This is a genomic window from Acidobacteriota bacterium, assembly GCA_039683095.1.
In the GTDB taxonomy this organism is placed as follows: Bacteria; Acidobacteriota; Aminicenantia; order Aminicenantales; family Saccharicenantaceae; genus RBG-16-66-30.
Genome location: JBDKSB010000005.1, coordinates 1 through 22,659 on the forward strand (window position 1 = coordinate 1; position 22,659 = coordinate 22,659).

Below are 22,659 nucleotides of genomic sequence, written 5' to 3' on the forward strand. Positions count from 1 at the left end.
ATCGCCGTCGGGCTCGACCCGGTCAACGAGTTCTACGAGAAGGCCCGCGAGTTCGGCCTGACGGCCTTCGCCGCCGGCGACGCCGAGGAGATCGCCGAGGCCTCGGCGGCCATCTTCTCTGGCAAGAGCCGCGGCCTCGAGGTGGCCCGGGCCCGCGGCCGCGCCGTCGGCGACATCTCCCCCGACTGGTACCGGACCGCGGACATCCTGAAATCGAAGCCGGGGACAGTCGTCCCCGAGAGGACGCCCGAGGAGGCGGCCGCGGTCTTCCCGGTCCTCCACTGCAACCAGGAGATCCCCTGCGATCCGTGCACGGCCGTCTGCCCCAATGACCTCATCGAGATGGACGAGACGGACATCCGCCGCCTGCCCTCCTTTGCCGGCGAGAAGGGCGGCAAGGGCTGCTCCGGGTGCGAGAAGTGCGTGGCCATCTGCCCGGGCTTGGCCATCACCCTGGTCGACTACCGCAAGGACGCCGAGTTCCCGACCGTGGCCATTCCCTTCGAGTTTCCCAAGGATCGCCTGAAGCCCGGCGACCGGGCCGTCGTCGAGGACACGGAAGGCCAGCCCCTGGGCGAGGTCGAGATCGGCGCGGTCAAGGCCATCAATGCCAATGACCGGACGGTCATCGTCAAGGTCCGGGCCCCCCGGGCCTATGCCAGGAAGATCGCCGGCCTCCGGATCCAGCCGGCCGGGACGGCCGAGCCCCTGGACCGCTATGTCGAGCGGACCGCGGACGACACGATCATCTGCCGCTGCGAGCGGGTGACGGCCGGCGAGATCCGCCGGCTCATCCGCGAAGGCGTCCGGGACATCAACGAGATCAAGGCCGTGACCCGGGCCAGCATGGGCTCGTGCGGGGCCAAGACCTGCACGCCCCTCATCCACCGGTTGTTCCGGGAGGAGGGCGTGCCCGACGCCGAGGTCGTCGACCAGCCAAAGCGTCCGCTGTTCATGGAGGTCCCGCTGGGGACCCTGGCCGGACTCGGCAGAAAGGATGACGGCCATGACAGCGACTAGGAGCTTCGATGTCATCGTGGTCGGCGCCGGAAGCGTCGGCACTCCGGCCGCCCTGGCCCTGGCCGAGGCGGGCCTCCGGGTCCTCGTCATCGACAGGCTGCCGAGCGTCGGCCAGGGCTCCAACAAGAGGGCCATCGGCGGCCTGCGGGCCACCTTTTCCGACCCGGCCAAGATCCGCCTGTGCCTGCGGTCGCTCGAGATCTTCTCCACCTGGAAGGACCGCTTCGGGGACGATATCGAGTGGTACAAGGGCGGCTACAGCTACGTCGCCTACCGGCCCGAGGAGGAACGGACCCTCAAGGACCTCCTGGTCGGGCAGAAGGCCTCCGGACTCAACATAGATTGGCTCGACGCCCGGTGCCTGCTCGAGGTCATCCCGGACCTCAATCCGAACGGGCTCCTGGGCGGGACGTTCTCGCCCGATGACGGCAACGCCTCTCCCCTCCTTTCCGCGCACGCGTTCTACGCCCGGGCCAGGAAGCTCGGCGCCCGCTTCCAGTTCGACGAGCGGGTCACGGGCCTGGTCGCCGCGGGCGGCCGGGTGGCCGGCGTGCGCACGGACAAGGGCGAATACGGCGCCCCGGTCGTGATCAACGCCGCCGGGGCCTGGGGCGCGGAGGTCGCCGCGATGGCCGGCCTGGACCTCCCGGTCCGGCCGGACTCCCACGAAGGCGCGGTGACCGAGGCCGTGGCCAGGTTCCTCGGCCCCATGGTCGTCGATATCCGGCCGGTGGCCGGCTCGGCCAATTATTACTTCTATCAGCACGCCACGGGGCAGGTCATCTTCTGCATCACCCCGAGCCCGAGCATCTGGGGCACGGACGTCCGCGAGACGAGCTCGTTCCTGCCCATGGTCGCCGGCCGCATGGTCGAGCTCATGCCCCGGCTGAAAAACCTCCGCGTCAGGCGGACCTGGCGCGGCCTCTACCCCATGACCCCCGACGGCTTCCCGATCATCGGCTGGGCCGGCGAGCTCGAGGGCTATCTGCTGGCCGCGGGGATGTGCGGCCAGGGCTTCATGCTCGGCCCCGGCGTCGGAGAGCTCATCGCCCGGCTTGTCCAGGGAACGGCCACGGCGGATGACCGGGAAACGCTGACGTACGTCGACCCCCGCCGCGAATTCAAGGGCCAGGAGAAGCTGACCTAGGCGTCAGGCCTTCCGCTTCTCCGCGATCCAGACGCCCACTCGGACGATGACGGCGCAGGCCGCGAACAGGGTGACCGGCAGGCTGAGCGAAGGCAGGAACGGCTTGAAGCTCCGGAAGAACCTTATCCAGCTGGACCCCTTGAGCAGCGCGGCATGGGCGGCGGCCAGGATGAGCCCCGCATATCCGGCGTAACGCAGGAACTTCCGCCGCGTCCGCCCTCCCATCCGCTCCCGGGCCTGGGCGTTCGAGGCCAGGGCCATCAGGGCGAAGAGGACCAGGGCGACGAGGCCCAGCGCCCCGGCCGGCCCGGCCTCGGCGCCGCTCTCGGCGTGCAGGCCCGCGGCCCGCAGCAGCATGTGGTCGACGAGGCCGTGCGCCAGGCCGATCCAGAATCCCAGCAGCCCGCAGGGCTTGCGCCAGGCCAGGGCCTTCGATGAGCGCCGGGAAAAATAGGAGAACCCGGTCAGGGCCATCGACAGGGCGATCAGGAAAAGCGAAGCGACCGCGAGCGATTTATCGACGAGCGTCAGGTCGAAGCGCCAGACGCCGTCCTTCAGGAATTGGCGGACGAAGTAATAGCCGCAGCCGAACGCGACGGCGGCCAGCCCCCAGGCCAGCGCGCGCCCCCAAAGCCGGCCGGCTTGACCAGGCTCGTTGCTCATCGGGACCCTCCTCCCTTTCATTCCGGGCCAAAGACAAGCTCGCCGAAGAACTCCGGCCGGTGGAAGTCCGGCTTCGGCGTCCCGACCGGGCTCCAGGCCCCGTAATGCGGCAGGGCCGTCTCGTCGCCGCACTTGTAGAAGTTGGCCGCGGCCAGATGGCCGGCGACGATGGCTTCCCCATAGAGCTTCCGGAAGAGCTCGAGCGGGACGTTGTACCAGACCGTCCAGTTGTCGCCGGCCCCGGGCCAGGCCTCGGCGCCGGCGTGGACGGACATGCCAGCCAGGTCCTCCGGCCAAAGGGGGCTCCGATGATCCCGATCGGGTCCGAAAGCGGCCAGAAGGGCCCCGGCCGAGTTCATCTCGAAGTTGACGTAGCCGAGCTTCTTTTCGGGAAAGGCGTCGATGAAGAACTCGACGCAGCTGTCCTTGTAGACCGGGTCCTGGAACTTGGCATAGCGCACCGGGGCCGGCTTTTCCGCGACGCGGAAATGAACATAGAGGAACCGGTCCGACCAGCCCAATTGGGCCTCGACCCGCGGCCGGCAACCGTTCGTCAGCCAGAGATAATGCTCGACTCGAAGCCACGGAAGACGGTCCCAGGGCTCCCCCGCCGGTTCGTCGTAGCCAAAGTCTTCCACCCGCCGGACCGTGTAGGACGGGCGCCCGGCCTGGCCCGTCACTTGGACGTTCCTCCGCAGGCCTGGACGAGCTTGGCGATGGCCTTGACAACGACCAGCTCGGCGTGGGCGGCCGGCTTGGCGGCGTCGGCCAGCGTCCCGGCGCTCTCCTCGACCCAGGCGGCGGGTTGCCCCTCGCCCCTCATGAGATGGCCGAGGGCCTCGAGCCCAAGGCCGCAGGCTTTGGCCAAGCCGAAGGAAAGCGGCTCGATCTCCCGCAACGCCGGCGAGGCGCCCAGGAGCGGAAGCATCAAGGCGTGGTTATCCTTCCAGGCGGTCATCGTGTCGCGGAGCGAGGCGGCCGTGACCGGGTCCCGCCCGGCCAGGAAGCGATCGACCGCCGCGCCGAACCGCCGGGCCGGCATTGACTCGGGGGCGCAGGCATCGACGAAGCGGGTGAAAGGCGACAGGCTGGTGTAGTCGGCCTGGCCGTGCCGGGCGTAGCCCTCGAGAGGCTCGACGGCTTCGGCCAAGACCTTCAGGGGCGAGACATCCGGCCCGCCGGCCAGGCGCCGCAGGAGCATGTCCGCGTTCTTCAGGTGGAGGAGCCCGAGCTCTTCTAGGGCCAGGGATACGACCGGCAGGCGCCGGTACATGTCCTCGACGTTCCGGACTGAGGCCGGGGACCAGAACCGTTCGGCGATGGCCGCCGTCCGCGGCCAGATCCTCGAGTCGATGGTCTCGGGCGTGACCAGCTCGGCCCACATGGTCGCCTCGCCGCCCAGGACGAGGGCCTTCTGCCCGTCGTCGAGCGGCGAGTCCGCGGGCAGCGGATCGTTGAGATAATGGAATTCGGCCGGCTGGCAGAGGTCGATATAGTAGCCGTTGGACAGGATGCCCCGATAGCCCTTTTGGGCCGCCTCGACGAGGGACTTGGGGCCGCGCCAGGACTGGATGACGATGTCGGCCGGCATGCCCGGCTGCAGGATCTCGTCCCAGCCGACCATCTTCTTGCCGTGCCGGGTCACGAGGGCCAGCAGCCGCCGGTTGAAATAGGCCTGCAGCGCGTTGTTGTCGGTGAAGCCGTGTTTCTTTTTAAAAGCCTGGATGGCCGGGTTGGCGTCCCATTGGCGGCCTTCGACCTCGTCCCCCCCGATATGGAGGTAGGGATCGGGGAAGAGCCCGGCCATCTCCTTGAAGAAGGCGTCGAAGAACGGGTAGATCCTCTCGTTGGCCGGGTTGAAGGCCGGGCCGAAGACGCCGAACCTCCGCTCGATCGCGTACGAGCCCGGCGCGCTCGAGAATTCGGGATAGGCGGCGAACCAGCTGGTCGAGTGGCCGGGCAGATCGAATTCGGGCATGACCCGGATGCCGCGGTCGCCGGCGTAATCGACCAGGTCCCGGATCTGGGCTTGGGTGAAATACATGCCGTCCGAACCGAGCTCCTGGAGCCTGGGGAAGACCTTCGATTCCACCCGGAAGCCCTGGTCCTCGGTCAGGTGCAGATGAAGGACGTTCATCTTGACGGCGGCCATGGCATCGAGGTTCCGCTTGATGACTTCGACCGGCTGGAAATGGCGGCCGACGTCTATCATCAGGCCGCGCCAGGCGAAGCGGGGCCGGTCCTTGACGGTCAGGCAGGGAAAATAATAGCCCTTCTCGTCGGCGCTCAGCAGTTGAAGCAGCGTCTCGAAGCCCCGCAGGACGCCGAGGTCGGTCGGAGCGTCGAGCGCGATCCCCGAAGGCTCGACCGTCAGCTGGTAGGATTCGTCCTCTCCGGGCAGGAGCTCACCGGCCCGAACGAAGGAATAGCGGATGCCCCCGGCCGCAGCCGGGAACTGGGAGGCCAGGAAATCCTGCTTGATGAACAGGCCGGTCCGTCCGGCCAGGCGCGACATGAACCGGGCCGCGGCCTTGAAAGCCCGGTCCGCTGGCGCCGCCTTGGCCGGCGGGGCGGCGGCCCGGCCGACGGCCAGGGCTTCGTCGACACGGAAGCGGCCGTCCCGGACGGTCACGCTTTCCGGGACCGGCAGGAGGTCGAGCCAAGCCTCCCCCGGCGCTCGTCCCGCGGCCGAAGCGGCCAGGGCCGGCATGGCGGCAAGGACGCTCAGGACGAGACAGAGGCTGGCGAGGGGCCTCGAGGCGCGACTGATCATAGGAGTCTCCTCTCCGTTCGGGCTCCGACGCCCCTCTTATAGCACAGAGAGGAAGCGGGGCAAAGGCCGGACGCGGGGATCAGTCGCCGATCTTTTCGACGACGATGGTCATGTTCGAGGCCAGGGCGGCGATGCCGCCGACCGCGGCCAGGATGGGCGCCGCGATGGCTCCGACGACCCCGACCGTCAGGGGGATCTCCATGAACGTCTTGCCGTGCTCGTCCTTGAAGATGATGCGCCGGACGTTCCCTTCGTGGATGATCTCCTTGACCTTGCTCAGGACCTCGCCGCCGCTGACCCGGAATTCCTCGAACCTGGCCTTGGAGTCCTTCTTTTCTTCCGTCATGTCGGGCCTCCCTTTGTTCTCCAATTATAGCAGATGCCGCGGCCGGCCGGGGAACGTCCGCCGCCCCTCATCCGGCCCCTCCGCCGCCTCCCCCGCCGCCGCCTCCCCCGCCGCCGCTGAATCCGCCGCCTCCGCCGGAGGAATAATGGGCCGCCGAGGTGCTGGCCTGGTTGATGGACGCGGCCGCGTGCTGGAGGCTGGAAACCATGTGCTCGACCGCGGAGACGTCCATTCCCCCCGGCCGGCCGATGCCCGCGTACCAGGCCGGGGCAACGGCCCGCTCGTCCTTGAGGATCAGGGGCAGCATCTTCAGTATCTTCCTGGCGTGGCCGAAAAGGACGCCGAAGACGAGGTACTGTTCCCAGAGCTTGTAAGCCTCCGGCGGGATCTCCTTGAAATCGGAGAAGTCGCGGAGGAAACGGTCCAGCCCCTTCCAGGCCTCGTTCTCCCGGGCCCAGAACATCGTCCGCCGCATGAGCGTCGGGATCAGGGCCAGGGCCAGGATGAACAGGACCGGGCTGAAGGTCAGGATGGCCACGGGCAGGGTATAAATATAGAAGCGATTTCGGGCCTTGACGCTCTCGGGCTCGAGGAAGCCGAGCGGCTTGCACTCGTCCTTGACCGCCCTGGTCCAGTCCCGGTACCAGGACTGGAACTTCTGTGGGTGCTTCTTCAGGTAATTCTCGAACGCGTCGATGGTGATGGAGGCCCCCGGCGCCATCCGGCCGGCCTGCTCCTCATAGACGAAGCCCAGAAGCGACCGCTCGAAGGGACGCAGGCCGGTCTCGCCCCGTTCCGGGTCCTTTTTAAGGGTCAGGACCGTCTCGACGGCCGCCTTCGAGCCGAACAGGGTCTTCCTGGAGACATTCCGGTCCTCTATCTCGATAACGCCGCGGCGGGCCAGGTCGAACAGCGTCGCCATGAAAGCGGACGTGTTCACGGTCCTCCCCTCGCGCATGAGCGACTGAACCACGGCCGGAGAACGCGCGGCCGGCGGCTCATGGACATAGTCGGGCAGGCCCTCGAAGCGATAGTCCTTGCCGACGGACGACCAGGCCCGGAAAAAGAAGGCCAGCCAGATGAGCGGCCCGGCGATCTGCCAGAGGCCCCAGGCGCCCAAGCCCTTCAGCAGCCGGCGCTCGATCACGGACTTGCGCTCGCGGCGGGCCGCCTCGTCCGCCTGGGCCCGGCGGACCCGGGCGATGGTGTCCTGGACGAAGCCGTCCTCCTCGGCCTTGATTGCGCCCAGGGTCAGCCGGTCGGACGGGACCCCGGCCACGAGGCCGGCCGGCCAGACGACCCGGACCTCGAAGTATTGGCGGGCGGCCAGCTCGGGCGCCGAGAAACGGGCTGTCCGCTCGTCGACGATCTCGGCCCAGCCGGCCAGGGGCCCGTGCCCCCAGACCAGGAGGTCCGACCTCGAGGCCGCCGGCCCGGGCAGGGTCACGGTGGCCCGGACGTTCTGGGCCGGCTTGTCCCAGCCGTCGCCGATGATCTTCCAGTAGAGCTCGGTGACATCGGGATAGCTGGTGATGCCGTACGTGACCCGGTAGTGGATGTGGAAGGTCCGCCTCTCGTCCCGGGCCCGAAACGACCAGCGGGCCGTGATCTCGCCGCCCCGCTCGCTGATCTCGGTCCCGAGAGGCAGGCCCTGTTCGTCCGTCACGGTCAGGCCGGAGATGCCGACGTCGCGGCCGGCCCCGGCGTGCTCCATCCGCCGGGGGATGACGATGTAGGCATAGCTGAAGCTGCCCCGGAAGTCGAAGGTCCGGAACTCGTCGACCGTGAACGAACCGTCCCGCGCGACGGCCACCTCCACCCGGACCTCCGGGAAATGATAATCCTTGTCCGCCGCCGCGGCTGCGGCGGGCGCGAGGACGGCGGCCGGGGCCGCGGTCAGAAAGGCCAGGACGGGGAGAAGGAAACGGGCTCGTCGGCCGTGTCTGTTCATGCGCCTTCCCGTCGACGCCCTAATTGAAACCGGGTCTCGCTCCGCCAACTCATCCGGGAGGTCCTTTCGGCCTAAGTCCCCCTTTTATAGCCCGAGAACGGGGGAGAATGCAAGCGGCGGGAGGCGTCAGGCCGGGGGCTCGCCCCGGCCCCCGAAAATATGGTCCATCAGTGCGAATTCCGTGTCGGGATCCAGGCCGACGAACTGGAGCCCGGCCTCGAAGACCTCGCCGTCGTAGAGGTCGCGGACCCAGCGGACCTCCGCCACGGCCCTGACGCGCCGGCGGGAGCGGCCCAGGGTGATCTCCAGCCGGACCCTGGCCCCGGCCTCGAGGCGGGCCCCGGTCATGATCCGCAGCCCGCCCATGGAGATGTCCCGGGTCAGGGAATGGAAGACGACCGGGGCGCCCGGCCGCACCTCGCCTGTCATCAGCGAGACCACGACCTTGTTCTCTTCGACCAGGCGGACGTCGCGGCGCCGTTCCTTCATCGGCCTGCCCGCGCCTTCGCCTTTCCCGGATCCAGGATCAACGCCCTCTCCCTCATGAAGACAGTCCGGGGCGCTTCAGCCCGTAAGTTTAGTCGATCCGGGCCCCTGGACGATGAACTTTGACATCTTCCCCTTCCGGGACGTAGGATGGGTGCCACTCAACCGCCTGAGGAGGTCGCTCATGGCCGAACGGACACTGCCCGGACTCTTCGAGGAGAGCGTCCGCGCCTATCCCGCCAACGTCCTGATCTGGGAGAAACGATCCGGCCGGTACGAGCCCACGACCTATGCCGGGATGAGAGACCTGGTCCACGCCTTCGCCGCCGGCCTCCTGGCCCTCGGCCTGCGGCCGGGCGACCGGGCCGCGCTCATCGCCGAGGGCCGCCGGGACTGGATCACGGCCGAGCTCGGCATCCTGGCCGTCGGCGCCATCAACGTCCCCATCTCGATCAAGATCGAGGAGCTGAGCGACCTCAAGTTCCGCCTGGCCCACTCCGGCTGCCGGATGGCCGTCGTCTCGCGGTCCCAGCTGGCCAAGCTGCGCCAGGTCCGCGCCGACCTGCCCGATCTCGTCACCACCGTCGTGCTCAACGGCGAGGACGGACTGGGGCCGGAGGAGTCCGCCTTCGAGGACGTGCTGCGGCGGGGCCGGGACCTGCTCGACGCCTCGCCGTCCGCGGTCGAGGCGGCGCTGGCCGGCCTCCGCGAAAACGATCCGGCCAATATCTGCTACACCTCCGGGACAACGGCCGATCCCAAGGGCATCATCCTGACGCACCGCAACTACACGGCCAACATCGAGCACTCCCGGTCCCTGGTCGATTGCCCCGAGCACTACGTCTCCCTGCTGATCCTGCCCTGGGACCACAGCTTCTGCCACACCTGCGGCATCTACACGATGATCAAGAGCGGCGCGGCCCTGGCCGCCGTCGAAGCCGGGCGGACGGGCCTGGAGACCCTCCGCAACATCCCGGGCAACATCCGCGAGATCCGGCCGCACTTCCTCCTGAGCGTCCCGTCGCTGGCCAAGAGCTTCCGCAAGAACATCGAGAAGGGCGTGCGCGACAAGGGGCCCAGGGTCGAGGCCCTGTTCCAGCGGGCCCTGGCCCTGGCCATCGACTACAACGCCGAGGGCTGGAACAAGGGCCGCGGGCTGAAGAAGCTCAGGAAGCCCCTGGTGTCGCTTTACGACAAGCTGCTGTTCCGCAGGATCCGGGAGAACTTCGGCGGCCGCCTTGAGTTCTTCGTCGGCGGCGGCGCCCTGCTCGACATCGAGATGCAGCGCTTCTTCTACGCCCTCGGCATTCCGATGTTCCAGGGCTACGGGCTGAGCGAGGCCTCCCCGGTCATCGCCGCCAACAGCCGGAAGGCCCATAAGCTCGGCTCCTCGGGACGGGTCGCTCCGGCTATCGAGCTGCGCATCTGCGACGACCAGGGCCGGGCCCTGCCGGCCGGACAGACCGGCGAGATCGTCATCCGGGGCGAGAACGTCATGGCCGGCTACTGGAAGAACGACCGGGCGACCCGCGAAACGATCCGCGACGGCTGGCTTTACACGGGCGACCTGGGCTACCTCGACGCCGACGGCTTCCTCTACGTCCTCGGCCGGATGAAGAGCCTGCTCATCGCCGGCGACGGCGAGAAGTACAGCCCGGAGACGATCGAAGAGGCCCTGACCGAGGCCTCGCCCTACATCGACCAGGTCATGCTCTACAACAACCAGTCGCCGTACACGGTGGCCCTCCTCGTGCCCAACAAGGAGGCCGTGCTGCGCTGGCTCAGGGAGAAGGGACTGAGCCCCCACGCGCCCGAGGGCCAGGAGGCGGCCCTGAGGCTGATCCAGGCGGAGATCGACGCCTACCGCGAAGGCGGCCGGCAGGCCGGCCAGTTCCCGGCCCGGTGGCTGCCCGCGGCCGTGGCCGTCCTCGGCGAGGGCTTCACCGAGCAGAACCACCTGCTCAACTCGACCATGAAGATGGTCCGGGGCAAGATCACCGAGGCCTACGCGGCGCGCCTCGAGCGCCTGTTCGCGCCCGAAGCCAAGGATATCGCCAACGCCCAGAACCGGAGGATAATTTCCCGCCTCGGCGACGCCGCCTGAAAATTGACAACCCTCGGCGACTTGCGATATGTAGAAACCTAAAAAAGAGAGGCCTGCCCCGCGGGCCCGCAGGAGATTCGTTCTCCTGCTCCACGACCTAGAAAAGGAGATATCCGCCATGACCAGAAAACCGGCGACCCTCGGGGTCGGCATCATCGGCGGCGGGTTCATCGCCCGCTTCCACATCCGTTCCTGGATCGGCGTCCGCGACGCCGACATCCTGGGCGTTTTCGACCTGGACGCCAAGCGCGCCCGGGAGGCCTGCGCCCTGGCCAAGTCCCTCGCCGTCGGCGACGCCAGGCCTTACGGCTCGATCGCCGAGATGGCCGCCGACCCGCGCATCGGGGCCCTCTGGATCTGCGCCCCCAACTTCACCCGGCTCGAGGTCATGGAGGAGATCGCCCAGGCCGTCGTCAGCGGCAAGGCCGAGCTCGCCGGCGTGGCCTGCGAGAAGCCCCTCGGCCGCAACGCCCGCGAGGCCCGGAAGATGCTCGAGCTGGTCACCAAGGCCGGACTGCTCGACGGCTACCTCGAGAACCAGGTCTTCTCCCCGGCCGTCGTCCGGGGCAAGGAGATCGTCTGGGCCCGCGGCGCGGCCCTGTCCGGGCCGCCTTACCTGGCCCGGGCGGCCGAGGAGCACAGCGGCCCGCACATGCCCTGGTTCTGGGAAGGCACGCTCCAGGGCGGCGGCGTCCTCAACGACATGATGTGCCACTCCGTCGAGGAGGCCCGCTTCATGCTCACGCCGCCGGGCGCCCCGCGGGACGTCCTGACCCCGGTCAGCGTCACCGCCTACACCAATTGCCTCAAGTGGCAGGAACCCAAGTACGCCGCCAGGCTGGCCAAGGCGAGCGGCGGCAAGACCGATTATCTCGAGCGCCCGTCGGAGGACTTCGCCCGGTCCCTGCTGGAGTACAAGGACAGATCGGGCAAGACCCTGGTCGTCGAGACGACGACGAGCTGGTGCTACGTGGGCGCCGGCCTGCGCCTGAGCATGGAGCTCCTCGGCCCCGAGTACTCCATGCAGGTCAACACGCTCGACACCGGCCTCAAGGTCTTCTTCAGCCGCGAGGTCCGGGGCCGGGCCGGCGAGGACCTGGTCGAGAAGCAGAACGCCGAGATCGGGCTCATGCCCGTCGTGTCCGACGAGGCCGGCGAGTACGGCTACACCGCCGAGAACCGCCACATGGTCCGCTCGTTCCTGGCCGGGCGGCGGCCGGAGGAGAGCTTCGCCGACGGCGTCGCCGTGGCCGAGCTGCTCATGGCCGCCTACAAGAGCGCCGAGCTCGGCAAGACCATCCCCTTCCCCTTCAGGGGCCTGGAGAGCTACGTGCCTCCGGTCGCCCTGGGCAAGTGGAACCCCAAAGCCAAGTAACTTCCGAGGAGGACCAAATGACACGCGCCATTTCCGCGATCGCCCTGGCGATCTTCGTCGCGGCGGCCGCCGTTCCGGCCTGCGCCGGGCCGGTCCAGATCCGCCACATCTCCCCCGAGCTCCAGAAAGCCGTCGCCGCGGCGGACTACGCCGCCGTCCGCATCAAGCCCTTTCCCTTCGCCTCGGAGGCCTGGACCTTCCGCAAGTTCACCTTCGCCGAAACGCTGAAGAAGCTCAAGGAGCTCGGCGTCGGCGCCATCGAGGCCTTCCCCGGCCAGGCCCTGGCCGCCGAGTTCCCCGGGGCCAAGTTCGACGAGAACATGACCGACGAGCAGGTCGCCTTCGCCAAGAAGGCCCTGGAAGCGGCCGGCGTCACGCTCTACGGCTACGGCGTCTGCGACATCGGCACGACCGAGGCCAGCATGCGCCGGATGTTCGACTTCGCCCGTAAGATGGGCATCCGCATCCTCGTCTGCGAGCCGGCCGACGACGACTTCACCCTGCTCGAGAAGCTGGTCGGGGAATACAACATCAAGATCGCCATCCATAACCATCCGGCCCCGGCCAAGTACAACCTGCCGGAGACCGTCTTCAGCCACGTCGACGGCAAGGACCAGCGCATCGGCTCGTGCGCCGACAGCGGCCACTGGATGCGGGGCCTGAACGATCCCCGCGAAGCCTTCAAGCTGCTGGCCGGGCGCATCCTCGACGTCCATCTCAAGGACCGCAGCGACTTCGGGACGGCCAAGGGCGTCGACGACGTCGCCTGGGGCTCCGGCAAGGGCTGCCTGCGGGACCTCCTGGCCGAGCTGACCCTGCAGGACTACGACGGCTACCTGACCATGGAGTACGAGAACGAGTCCGAGGTCGGCGACCCGGTGCCGGCCTTCCGCAAGAGCATCGCCTACGTCAGGAGCGTCACCTATTACGAGGGCTACGCCCAGATCCTGCGGCGCGGCGGCGGCGGCTACGAGAAGTACGGCTGGAACCATTATGGCCCGGGCTACTTCGAGTGCGACCCGAAGACGGGCGTTCTCAAGGGCCAGGGCGGCATGGGCCTGCTCTGGTACGGGAAGAAGGTCAGGGACTTCGTCCTCGAGTGCGAGTTCAAGTGCTCGACGCCGACGACGAACTCCGGCATCTTCCTGCGCGTCCCGGACGTGCCGGCGAGCGACGACTACATCTACCACTCGATCGAGATCCAGATCGACGACGCCTCGACCGGCATCCATCACACCGGGGCCGCTTACGACATCGAGGCGCCCAAGGCCATGGCCTCCGCCCCGACGGGCGAATGGAACCACATCCGGATCGAGTTCAAGGGGATGCGCCTCAAGGTCGACCTCAACGGCAAGACGGTGCTGGACTGGCAGGCCCGGCCGGGCGGCAAGGTCCGCGACCTCGCGCCGGAAGGCTATATCGGCCTCCAGAACCACGACAGCCAGTCGCCGCCGTTTTTCCGCAACGTCTTCCTCAAGGAGCTTTGATCGCCGCGCCGGCCCGCGGGATCAGCTGAACCCAAGGAGAATCGCGCATGACCGAGACCCGCAATCCGCGCAACAGACTGTTCCTGATGATGGTCCTGGAGTTCTTCATCTGGGGCGCCTGGCTGCCCCTGATCTACGCTTACCTGCCCAGCCTCGGGTTCACGCCCGTCCAGCAGGCCTGGATCCTGAACGCCTTCCCCATCGCCGCCATCATCGGCATGTTCTTCGGCAACCAGTTCGCCGACCGTCATTTCGCCGCCGAGAAGTTCCTCGGCTTCAGCCACCTCGTCGGCGGCCTGGCCATGCTCGGCCTGGGCTTCAGCCGCGGCTTCTGGCCGTTCCTGATCCTGATGTGGCTGCACTGCCTGTTCTATGTCCCGACGAACTCGATCGCCAACTCGATCGCCTTCGCCAACATGAAGGACCCGCAGAAGGAGTTCGGCCTCATCCGCATGGGCGGCACCCTGGGCTGGATCCTGGCCGCCTGGCCGTTCACCTTCATCCTGGTCGACTGGGCCCGGGTCAGGGCCGCCGCGCCACGGGGCGCGGTCGCCTGGATCGGCACGGTCCTGGGCTCCGGGCTCACCGGCCAGGCGCTGAGGCAGGCCACGCGCTGGACCTTCATCGTGGCCGGCGTCGCCTCTCTGGCCCTGGCCGCCTTCAGCCTCCTCCTGCCCCACACCCCGCCGAAGAAAAAGAGCGCCGGCGCGGCTAACGGGACGGAGCGCTTCGCCTGGCTGGAGGCCTTCAAGCTCCTCAAGAGGCCCTTCGTCCTGATCCTGTGGCTCATCGCCTTTATCGACGCCTTCGTCCACAACCTTTACTTCAACTGGACCGGGACCTTCCTCGGCTCGGCCCGGGCGGCCGGCGGCGTGGGCATCCCCGGCAACTGGATCATGCCGGTCATGAGCCTGGGCCAGGTCTCCGAGCTCCTGACCATGCTCGTCCTGGGCCTGGTGCTGAAGAAGCTGGGCTGGCGTTTCACGATGCTCATCGGCATCCTGGGACATGCCGCCCGGTTCGCGGTCTACGCCTTCTTCCCCTCCCAGCCCTGGATGATCGTGGCCATTCAGATCCTGCACGGCATCTGCTACGCCTTCTTCTTCGCCACGGTCTATATCTTCGTCGACACCTATTTCCCCAAGGACGTCCGCTCCAGCGCCCAGGGCCTGTTCAACGTGATGATCCTCGGCCTGGGCGTCCTGGCGGCCAATTCCCTGGGGCCTTGGCTGCTCCAGTCGGTCTTCACCTCCGCCGGGGTGACCAACTTCAGGACTATGTTCCTGATCCCCTGCCTGACCGCGCTAGGCGCCGCGGTCCTGCTGGCCGTGGCCTTCCGGCCCCCGGCCGTTCCGGCGCCGGCGGAAGAACCCGGGAAATAGGACGGTGGCGGATCCGCAAAAAAGCAACGGCGGGGCCACCCGGGTGGGTGGCCCCGCCGATCGATAGGTCCGCGCTCTCTTTTAGAACCCGGGACTGATGCTCAGCTGAAGGTGCCAGCCGCGCACCGGCCGGTCCATGGGATAGACGTAGTTCAGGCCGAGGACGAGTACGCCGAAGAGATTGGTCCGGACGCCGACGCCGTAGCTCCGCACGGGCTTGCGGTCCCCGCCCGCGAACCAGGGCTTGACCAGCTTGGGATCCTCTCCGATCACGTTCCCGGCGCTGTCGTAGACGTAGCCGCCCCACCAGTAGTTCGGAGCCGAGGCGTAGGCGATGCCCCAGTCGAAGAAGCCGAAGGCCTCGAGCGGCCAGGCGCCGTAGTAGCCCTTGCCCAGATGAAAGAGCCCGAGCAGGGGGAAGCGCACCTCGACGTTGGCCACCATCATCCGGCTGCCGTAGAGCCGGCTGAAATCGAAGGCTTTGGTCGGATCGCTGTTGTAGGTGGACAGCTCGGCGGTGGAGATCGAATCGTAGCCGCGGACGAGGTCCCAGTAACCGATGTAGAGCGGGTAGAACCGGGTGTCCTCGGAATCCTTGCCGTACCGGCCGTAATGCATGGCCCGGAAGGCCAGGGTGAAGGGCCTGACCGGCATGATATACTTCCGGAAATCCGCCAGGGCAGTCATGAACGTCACCCCGCCGACGGCCGGCGACAGCTGGACGCCGAGGTTCTGCCCCAGGATCGGGCTGGTCGCGCCGAATATGCCGGTGTCGTAGAAATAGCTGCCGGTCAGATAGCCGTAGCCCAGGCTCGCCGGCATGTCGTTCGGGTGGGTCTTGCGATAGTCGACGAGGTAGCCGCTCAGGTCATAGATCCTCTCGTAGACCGAATGCTGGAAATCCTCGAGCCGGCCTCCGGCGCTGAGCTGGAAGCGGCTGACCTGGCTGAGCGGGTAGGAGCCGAACACGGAGGCGTCGTAGTTGATCAGCCGGTAGACGTCCTCGACCTCGTGGTAATAGCCGTCCCCTCCCGCGGCCGGGTCGCTGTACATGAAATAATAATAGGAATAGGGATAGACGATCCGCTGGAGGGCCGAGCCCCAGTTGAGCCGGCTGCGGTTGTTTAGGTAGGCCACGACGCCCGAAGTGTCGACGAGCCGCGTGCCGGTGAAGGCGGTGGTCACGACCGTGTGGTACCCGAGCATGTCGCTCCAATAGGCGGCCACGCCGCCCGCCCCGTAGGTCCCGTAGCGGTCCACGCCGATGGCGATGCTCGGCGGCATGACGTAGTCGAGGCTGAGCTTGGGCTTATAGGGGACGACGGCGAACGCGGTATCCTTGGGCAGGCCGAAGAGCGGGTTCTTGAGCAGGCCCAGCAGCGAGCCCTCGGGCTCCTTGCGCGGGGCGAGGACGGCCGGGTTGCGCTCGAACTGGGCCAGGAAGGTCTGGCCCTCGAGGACGGCCGGATCATCGACCGCGTAGACCGTGTAATAGCCCCCCTGGTAGCCGGAGAAGACCAGCCGGCCCGTGTTCAGGGCGACGGAGATGGACGGGCTGAGATCGGTGATCCCGGAGACGCCGGTGTAGAGGTTGGAGACCTGGACGATCTTGGCCGAGGCGACGTCGATCTTGTAGAGATCGGTCTTGCCGCTCTGGTCCGAGAGGAAATAGAGCGCCCGGGAATCGGCCGTCCACTGGGGGTTGATATTCTTGCCCGAGGGGAAGGCCAGGAGCTTCTGGACGCGGCCAGACTCGACGTCGAGAAGGGCCAGCTCGTACCGGCCGACGTCGACCCAATCGAGGTTGCTGGAGAAACGCTCGGTGACGAAGGCGATCGTCTTGCCGTCCGGGGACCAGACTGGCTGGAGGTCGCCGTAGATGTCCCGGGTCATCTGCTTGAGGATGTTGTCCTGAAGGTCGTAGATGAAGATGTCCGACACGCCCCCGGCCAGCCCGGTGAAGCAGACGTAGCGGCCGTCGGGCGACCAGGCCGGGCTGAGGATCTCGGCCAGCTCGTTGAAGCGGATCTCCCGCTCGATCTTGTCCCTCTTCATGTCGATGATGGTCAGGACCGGGCGGCCGTTGGTCACGCCGCCGAAGACGAACTTGTCGCCCTGGAAGTCCCAGGACCCGGCCGACTTGATGAACTGGATGCTCTCGAAATGGGGGTCGACGGCGGTCGAGACGATCTTCCTCCGGACCTTGCCGCTGTCGGCGTCGGCCAGGTAGAGATCGACCGAGAACAGGTCCCGGCTGGACAGGAAGACGATGGACTTGCCGTCGGGGCTGATGGACGGGGCGATGTTATAGGGGTTGCTCTCGGTGCCTTTGAACAGGGGCTTGCCGAACTTGTCCGGGGCCTGCGTCTTGTCCCCCAGAGGGTCATAGGCGGCCTGCATGGACTTGTGCCAGTCGTCGGAGAGCGTCTTGATCTTGACCCCGAGGACGCTCTCCAGGATGACCTCGTAGTCACCCGAGCGCCCGACCGACTTCATCATCTTGCCGATGACCTCGTCGCCCCAGCGGCCGGCGATGTAGGCCCAGACGGCCTGGCCCCAGCGATAGGGGAAGTACTTGTAGGAGTTGTCGAGCTTCTTGAGCGCGGGCAGGTCCTTGCGGCGGACGGCGTCGCGCATCCACATCGAGGTATTGGGGTCGACCGGGCCGATGGAAAGGTACTCGGCCATGCCCTCGATGAACCAGAGGGGGATGCGCAGCGAGGCGTCGTTGCCCCGGGCCTGGTCGGAGTGGCCCTGGGCCATGATGTCGTACTGAAAGGCGTGGACGAGTTCGTGGCCGATGACGTGATCGGTCTCGGCCAGGGAAGCCCCGTAGGGCAGGACGACGCGCCGCTTGAAGGATTCGGTGACGCCGCCGGTGCCCTCCCCCAGGAGCTCGGGGATGACCGTGGTCTGCTGGAACTCCGGGCTGCTGGCATAGAGGACGAGCGGCTGGCGGCCCTTGAGCTCGTGGTTGAACATCCGGGACAGGCGCGCGTACCAGCGCTCGGCCATCAGGCCCGCCATCTTGACCGTCTCCTCGTCCTGGAGGTAGAAGTAGACGTCGAAGTGACGGGTCTTCATGATCTTGAAGTTGAACTTGTTGTATTGGACCTTGTTCCGGCCGTACCACTGGGCGTGCAGCCCCGTAGCCCCGTTCCCGGCCAGGATACCGGCCAGGATCAGGCCGGCCAGCGTTTTCGTCAGGCGGCATTTCCGCATGGGAGGTCTCCTTCGCTGAACGGATTCCGAGGGAAGATGCGACTCATTGCTTATACCCTCCCGGACGGGAGGCCGTGGTCCGCGCATAGGTCGAAACTCCTTTCGACCCCTTTCCGCCGATATCTTAGCAATAATGACGATGCCTGTCTATATGGTCCAAACGCGCCCGCCCCGGCCCGCGTTGCGGGACCGGCCGAACCGTCGGGCGGATATTCGAGGCAGTTGACCGGGCCGCGGGAATTCCTGTAAGATGCGGGACTGAGCATGACGATACAGATCCTGGCGATACTGGCGATCATGATCGCGGCCTACGCCGCGGCCAAGGCGGCCAAGCTGTCCGTCGAGATCGGCATGTTCGCCGCCGCCCTGGCCGGCGGGCTGGCCGGGGCCTTCCTGAAAACGCCGCCGATCGGCCAGCTGGGCCGCCACCTCGTCGAGGGATCGATCACCTACCTCGACGTCATGCTCGTCTTCTTCACGGCGACTTTCTTCATGGCCGTCGTCAACGAATCTGGCGGCGTCGTCTACGCCGTCCGGGCCACCCTGCGCGCCTTCGGCCGGCAGAGGGTCCTGGCCCTCCTGGCCCTGATGATCATCGTCCTCATCCCCGGGGCCCTGACCGGAGCGGGCAGCGTCTCGCTCCTCGTCGTCGGGGCGCCCGTGGCCATGGCCCTCGGCCGCCTGGGCATCCCGCCCAAGCGCGTGGCCGCCATCCTGTTCATCTGGGCCGGGCTGAGCGCGGCGGCCCCGCCGGTCAACATCTGGGCCATGATCCTCTGCGCCGGCACGGCCATTCCCTACGTCGGGTTCGAATTCACCCTGGGCATCCCGGTCCTCATCCTGGGCGCCTTCACCGCGCTCGTCCTGGGCCTGAAAAAGGACCCGGCCGCCGCGGCCGGCCCGGCCGAGCTGCCCGAGGCGCCCGCGGGCATGACCTGGTGGCGCGTGCTCGTCCCCTTCCTCGTCTTTTTCGGCCTGGTCGCGGCCTACCGGATCTGGCCCTTCGGGACGCCCATCTTCGGCCTGGCCCTCGAGTTCGTCCTGTCGGCCATGGCCGCCATCCTGGTCAGCCCGAGGCGGCTCGACGTCCTGGGGCTGGCCCGCGACACCGCCAAGAGGCTCCTGCCGCTCCTGGCGACCACCGCCGTCGTCGGCATTCTCCAGCAGATCATGACCGCGACCGGGGTCCGCGGCCTGGTGTCGTTCGCCGTGATCTCGACCCCGCTCGTGCTCCTGTTCTTCCTCCTGCCGATCATCATCCCCTACTCCGAGGGCGTCCTGACCTACGGCGCGGCGGCCATCATCGGCATACCGCTCATCTGGTTCCTGGATTCGATCGGCTACCATGCCACGGTCGTCATCGCCGGGCTCAGCCTGCTCTGGCCGCTCGGCGACGGCCTGCCGCCGACCGCCCTGATCGGCCGGCTCAGCACGATGGTTTCCGGCTACAAAGGCTCTTACCGGGACTTCCTGAAGGCCGCCTGGCTGCCCTGGGCGGTCATCACGGCCGCGGCCATGGCCATGATCATCTTCAGCTCGAAGCTGGCTTTCCTGGTCAAGTGGAGCATGTAGGAGCGAGGCAACGCCGATGATCATCATGATCGCCTACTATCTCCTGACGGCCTTCCTCCTGGCCATGGTCGTCTGGAACTTCGTCAGGGAGAAGGAACGCCGCCAGGACCTGGTCTTGTACGTGCTCGTGATGATCCCCCTGATCCTGCGGCTGCTCCGGTGGAAATGAGCGAGGACGGCATGACGAAGGACGCAAGGATCAAATCGGCCCTGGCCGCCGCCGCGGCCGCCCTCGTCGTCTGGGGCGGCCTGCCCCTCGTCCGTCACCGGCATTTCGACGTGCCCGTCGTCAAGGGCCCCGGCGTCACCGCGGTCCGCCGGCTGAGCGAGTTCTCCCCCGGCCTCAAGGGAACGGCGGCCGACACGAACGTCTATGTTCTCGAAGGCCGGGCCCCCGGCGGCAAGGCCCTGCTCATCGGCGATACGCATTCGAACGAACCCGAGGGCATGCTGACGGCCGTCATCTTCGTCGAGAACGCCGTGGTCGAAAAGGGCACCCTTTACGTCATCCCCTTCTTCAACAACAGCGGCAGCCGCAACACCCGGGCCGGCGACGGCTACCCCCTGTACTTCGACGTCGCCACGGACTGGGGCGCCCAGCGCTTCCGCTTCGGCAACCGCGACGCCTCGCCGCTCGACCAGTGGCCCGACCCGGACGTCTACATCCATTATCCGGAGCGCCAGCTCCTGTCCTACATCGACGTCCGCAACACCAACCGGACCTGGCCCGGCCGGGCCCGCGGCCCGCTGATGGAGCGGGTGACCTTCGGGGCCATGGAGATGATGCGGCGCGAGAAGATCGACGTGGCCGTCGACATCCACGGGGCCGAGACCATGTTCCCCGTGACCAACTGCATCGTCGCCCCGGAGAGATCGGTCAAGATCGCCACCCTGGCCTCCCTGACCGTCAAGGCCGCGGAGGGCTTCGACAACCACGTCGAGCCTTCGCCCGCCGGCTTCCGCGGCCTGTCCCACCGGGAGATCGGCGACTACAGTTCGACCCTGCCGTTTCTCCTGGAGGCGCCCATCCCCTTCCTCGACCAGCCGACCGGGCCGAAGACGGTCAAGCTCCTCCTCGACGGCAGGGACCCGTTCCTGCTGCGCCTGTCGAAGCAGAAGAGGCTGTTCGTCCCCTACGACGAGAGCGGCTGGCCGCTGGAGAAGAGGGTCGGGCAGAACCTGTCCGTGACCCTCGAGATATTCCGCCAGTTCTCGAAGAAATCCGCCGACCGGCCGATCGCGGTCCGCGGCGTCCCCCGCTACGCCGACGTGGTCAAGGCCGGGGTCGGGCATTTCCTGGCCGACCCCGCCAAGGCCCCGGCCGGCGGGGTGGTCCTGAATTGATCGGGCCGGCCCCGCGGGCCGCCCTGGAGGTATCCGTCATGTTCAGCAAGCGAACGCTCCCCGCCCTGCTCGCCGTGGCCGCGGTTCTCCTCGCCGCGGGCGGCCTGTCCCTCGAACGCTCCCGCGCCCAGGCCGTTCCGAACGCCGTCGACCCCGCCTCCGAGGCCTGCACCGTCATCATGGTCGGCAAGGACGCCTCGACGGACGGCTCGGTCATGAGCACCCACGCCGCCGACTGCGGCGTCTGCGACTTCACCTGGCGCCATGTCCCGGCGGCCGACCACAAGCCGGGCGAGATGAGGCGGCTCTACAACATCGACCAGATCCGGACCTGGCCGCCGTCCGAGGGGGGCAAGTGGGCCGCGGTCCTCAAGGACCCGACCGCCGTCGAGATCCCCCAGCCCGCCCGCACCTACGCCTACCATCACTCGATCTTCGGCTACATGAACGACCAGCAGCTGGCCATCGGCGAGTCGACCATCGGCAACGTCCGCAAGATCGGCAACCCGACGCCGACGCCGGCCACCAACATCTCCATGCTGACCCTCCTGGCCATGGAGCGCTGCCGGACGGCCCGCGAGGCCATCCAGCTCATGGGCTCGCTGGCCGAGAAGCACGGCTACGGCTACCATGACGGCGGCGAGATGCTGGCCGTCTCGGATCCGAAGGAGATCTGGGTCTTCGAGATCATGCCCGTCGGCCCGCTCTGGACGCCCGAGAGCGGCAAGCCCGGCGCCGTCTGGGCCGCCCAGCGCGTCCCCGACGATCACGTCGCGGTCTGCACCAACGAGTCGATCATCGGAGAGCTCGACCTCAAGGACCGCGACTACTTCATGGCTTCGGCCCAGGTCGAGTCCTACGCCGTCGAGGCCGGCCTCTACGATCCCAAGTCGGGCAAGCCCTTCAGCTGGAAGAAGGCCTATTCGCCGACCGAGGGCAGCGCCGCCAGCACCGGCGGCCGCCGCTCGCGGACCTGGCGCTTCTACGATCTGGTCGCCCCGTCGCGGTATTTCAAGCCCGAGACGCCCAACATGGACTTCCCCTTTTCGGTCAAGCCGGACAGGAAGCTCTCGGCCCAGGACGTTATGGCCCTGACCCGGGACAAGTCCGAGGGCTCGGTCTTCGACCCCGTCCTCGGCCTGCGCGGCGGCCCGTTCAAGAACCCGAATTACTACAAGGGCACGCGGCTCATCAGCGTTTCCAACGTCGAATACACGACCCTGACCCAATGCCGGTCCTGGCTGCCGGCCCCGATCGGCGGGCTGGTTTGGGTGGCCCTGGGCGCCCAGGACACGTCCTGCTACATCCCCCTCTACGCCGGGGCCGCCGCCGTCCCGGCCTCGTTCACGTTCGGCGACCATTTCGTGCTCGACCGCCGCTCGGCCCGCTGGGCCTTCGACTACGTCGATTTCCATGCCCAGGTGGCCTACAACGCGGCCATCCAGGACGTCAGGGTTGCCCGCAAGACCTGGGAGGACGGGGCCTTCGCCAAGGTCGCCGAAACCGACACCCGGGCCGCCGAGATCTACAAGCGCAGCCCCAAAGAAGCCCTGAAATACGTCACCGGCTTCACCCTCAACAACGCCCAGAGCGTCGTCGACGCCTGGTGGAAGCTCGGCGACGACCTGTGGGTCAAGTACAATCACCTGGCCCTCTACGACGCGGAGAAGCGGCGCAGCGGCCGCATCCCGACGGCCAGCCCGGAATGGTGGAACAAGGCCGTCCGGGCCTTCGACGTCCTGAGCGAGCCCGAGGTCCAGAGATAGCCCTCTGGCGGGCAGAAAGGA

General features: G+C 67.6%; 17 protein-coding genes. 10 read left to right on the forward strand and 7 right to left on the reverse strand.

The annotated features are described in order from the left end of the window. Together ABFD52_04625 and ABFD52_04630 are read left to right on the forward strand one after the other, a co-directional pair. On the forward strand, positions 1–1,020 hold a 1,020-nt coding region (locus ABFD52_04625; protein ID MEN6560042.1), incomplete at its 5' end, for a (2Fe-2S)-binding protein. After that, complete coding sequence (locus ABFD52_04630; protein MEN6560043.1) at positions 1,007–2,167, forward strand: FAD-binding oxidoreductase; 1,161 nt, start codon at positions 1,007–1,009, stop codon at positions 2,165–2,167. The genes ABFD52_04625 and ABFD52_04630, both read left to right, overlap by 14 nt. A 3-nt stretch (positions 2,168–2,170) precedes the next feature. On the opposite strand, the gene ABFD52_04635 is transcribed toward ABFD52_04630, so the two are convergent. The 6 genes from ABFD52_04635 to ABFD52_04660 form a co-directional block, all read right to left on the reverse strand. Then, positions 2,171–2,830 (reverse strand): hypothetical protein, encoded by a 660-nt coding sequence (locus tag ABFD52_04635; protein ID MEN6560044.1) that lies wholly within the window; start codon positions 2,828–2,830, stop codon positions 2,171–2,173. A 17-nt stretch (positions 2,831–2,847) separates the two neighbouring features. After that, on the reverse strand, positions 2,848–3,510 hold the full coding sequence (locus ABFD52_04640; protein ID MEN6560045.1) for a carbohydrate-binding family 9-like protein: 663 nt from the start codon (positions 3,508–3,510) through the stop codon (positions 2,848–2,850). Next, positions 3,507–5,603, reverse strand: coding sequence for a family 20 glycosylhydrolase (locus ABFD52_04645; protein MEN6560046.1), 2,097 nt, complete (start codon positions 5,601–5,603; stop codon positions 3,507–3,509). The genes ABFD52_04640 and ABFD52_04645 overlap by 4 nt, the downstream gene beginning before the upstream one ends. 79 nt (positions 5,604–5,682) lie before the next feature. Then, positions 5,683–5,949, reverse strand: coding sequence for a DUF4342 domain-containing protein (locus ABFD52_04650; protein ID MEN6560047.1), 267 nt, complete (start codon positions 5,947–5,949; stop codon positions 5,683–5,685). A 67-nt stretch (positions 5,950–6,016) separates the two neighbouring features. Continuing rightward, on the reverse strand, positions 6,017–7,900 hold the full coding sequence (locus ABFD52_04655; protein MEN6560048.1) for a DUF2207 domain-containing protein: 1,884 nt from the start codon (positions 7,898–7,900) through the stop codon (positions 6,017–6,019). A 126-nt stretch (positions 7,901–8,026) separates the two neighbouring features. Continuing rightward, positions 8,027–8,389 carry a PilZ domain-containing protein gene (locus ABFD52_04660; GenBank protein MEN6560049.1) on the reverse strand — a complete coding sequence of 121 codons (363 nt, stop codon included), beginning with the start codon at positions 8,387–8,389 and terminating at the stop codon, positions 8,027–8,029. 181 nt (positions 8,390–8,570) lie between these two features. Between ABFD52_04660 and ABFD52_04665 the strand changes: the two genes are divergently transcribed. The 4 genes from ABFD52_04665 to ABFD52_04680 all read left to right on the forward strand — a co-directional run bounded on the left by ABFD52_04665 (position 8,571) and on the right by ABFD52_04680 (position 14,734). After that, positions 8,571–10,490 carry an AMP-binding protein gene (locus ABFD52_04665; protein MEN6560050.1) on the forward strand — a complete coding sequence of 640 codons (1,920 nt, stop codon included), beginning with the start codon at positions 8,571–8,573 and terminating at the stop codon, positions 10,488–10,490. 118 nt (positions 10,491–10,608) lie between these two features. Beyond that, the gene (locus ABFD52_04670) at positions 10,609–11,865 is read left to right on the forward strand and encodes a Gfo/Idh/MocA family oxidoreductase (protein MEN6560051.1); all 1,257 of its coding nucleotides are present in this window, start codon (positions 10,609–10,611) and stop codon (positions 11,863–11,865) included. 17 nt (positions 11,866–11,882) lie between these two features. Next, entirely contained in the window at positions 11,883–13,352 is a 1,470-nt protein-coding gene (locus ABFD52_04675) for a family 16 glycoside hydrolase (protein ID MEN6560052.1), read from the forward strand. Between the two features lie 47 nt (positions 13,353–13,399). Further along, complete coding sequence (locus ABFD52_04680; GenBank protein MEN6560053.1) at positions 13,400–14,734, forward strand: MFS transporter; 1,335 nt, start codon at positions 13,400–13,402, stop codon at positions 14,732–14,734. A gap of 81 nt (positions 14,735–14,815) precedes the next feature. Here the strand turns inward: ABFD52_04680 and ABFD52_04685 are convergent, their stop codons facing one another. After that, positions 14,816–17,956: a hypothetical protein gene (locus ABFD52_04685; protein ID MEN6560054.1), complete on the reverse strand. Its 3,141-nt coding sequence runs from the start codon at positions 17,954–17,956 to the stop codon at positions 14,816–14,818. Positions 17,957–18,220: 264 nt separating this feature from the next. On the opposite strand from ABFD52_04685, the gene ABFD52_04690 reads away from it, so the two are divergent. The 4 genes from ABFD52_04690 to ABFD52_04705 are packed head-to-tail and all read left to right on the forward strand — an operon-like array spanning position 18,221 to position 22,638. Beyond that, positions 18,221–19,528, forward strand: coding sequence for a C4-dicarboxylate ABC transporter (locus tag ABFD52_04690; GenBank protein ID MEN6560055.1), 1,308 nt, complete (start codon positions 18,221–18,223; stop codon positions 19,526–19,528). Between the two features lie 16 nt (positions 19,529–19,544). Further along, positions 19,545–19,697: a hypothetical protein gene (locus ABFD52_04695; GenBank protein ID MEN6560056.1), complete on the forward strand. Its 153-nt coding sequence runs from the start codon at positions 19,545–19,547 to the stop codon at positions 19,695–19,697. A gap of 11 nt (positions 19,698–19,708) precedes the next feature. Continuing rightward, the gene (locus ABFD52_04700) at positions 19,709–20,872 is read left to right on the forward strand and encodes a succinylglutamate desuccinylase (protein MEN6560057.1); all 1,164 of its coding nucleotides are present in this window, start codon (positions 19,709–19,711) and stop codon (positions 20,870–20,872) included. Positions 20,873–20,910: 38 nt separating this feature from the next. Further along, positions 20,911–22,638, forward strand: coding sequence for a C69 family dipeptidase (locus ABFD52_04705; GenBank protein MEN6560058.1), 1,728 nt, complete (start codon positions 20,911–20,913; stop codon positions 22,636–22,638). Positions 22,639–22,659 lie beyond the last annotated feature (21 nt).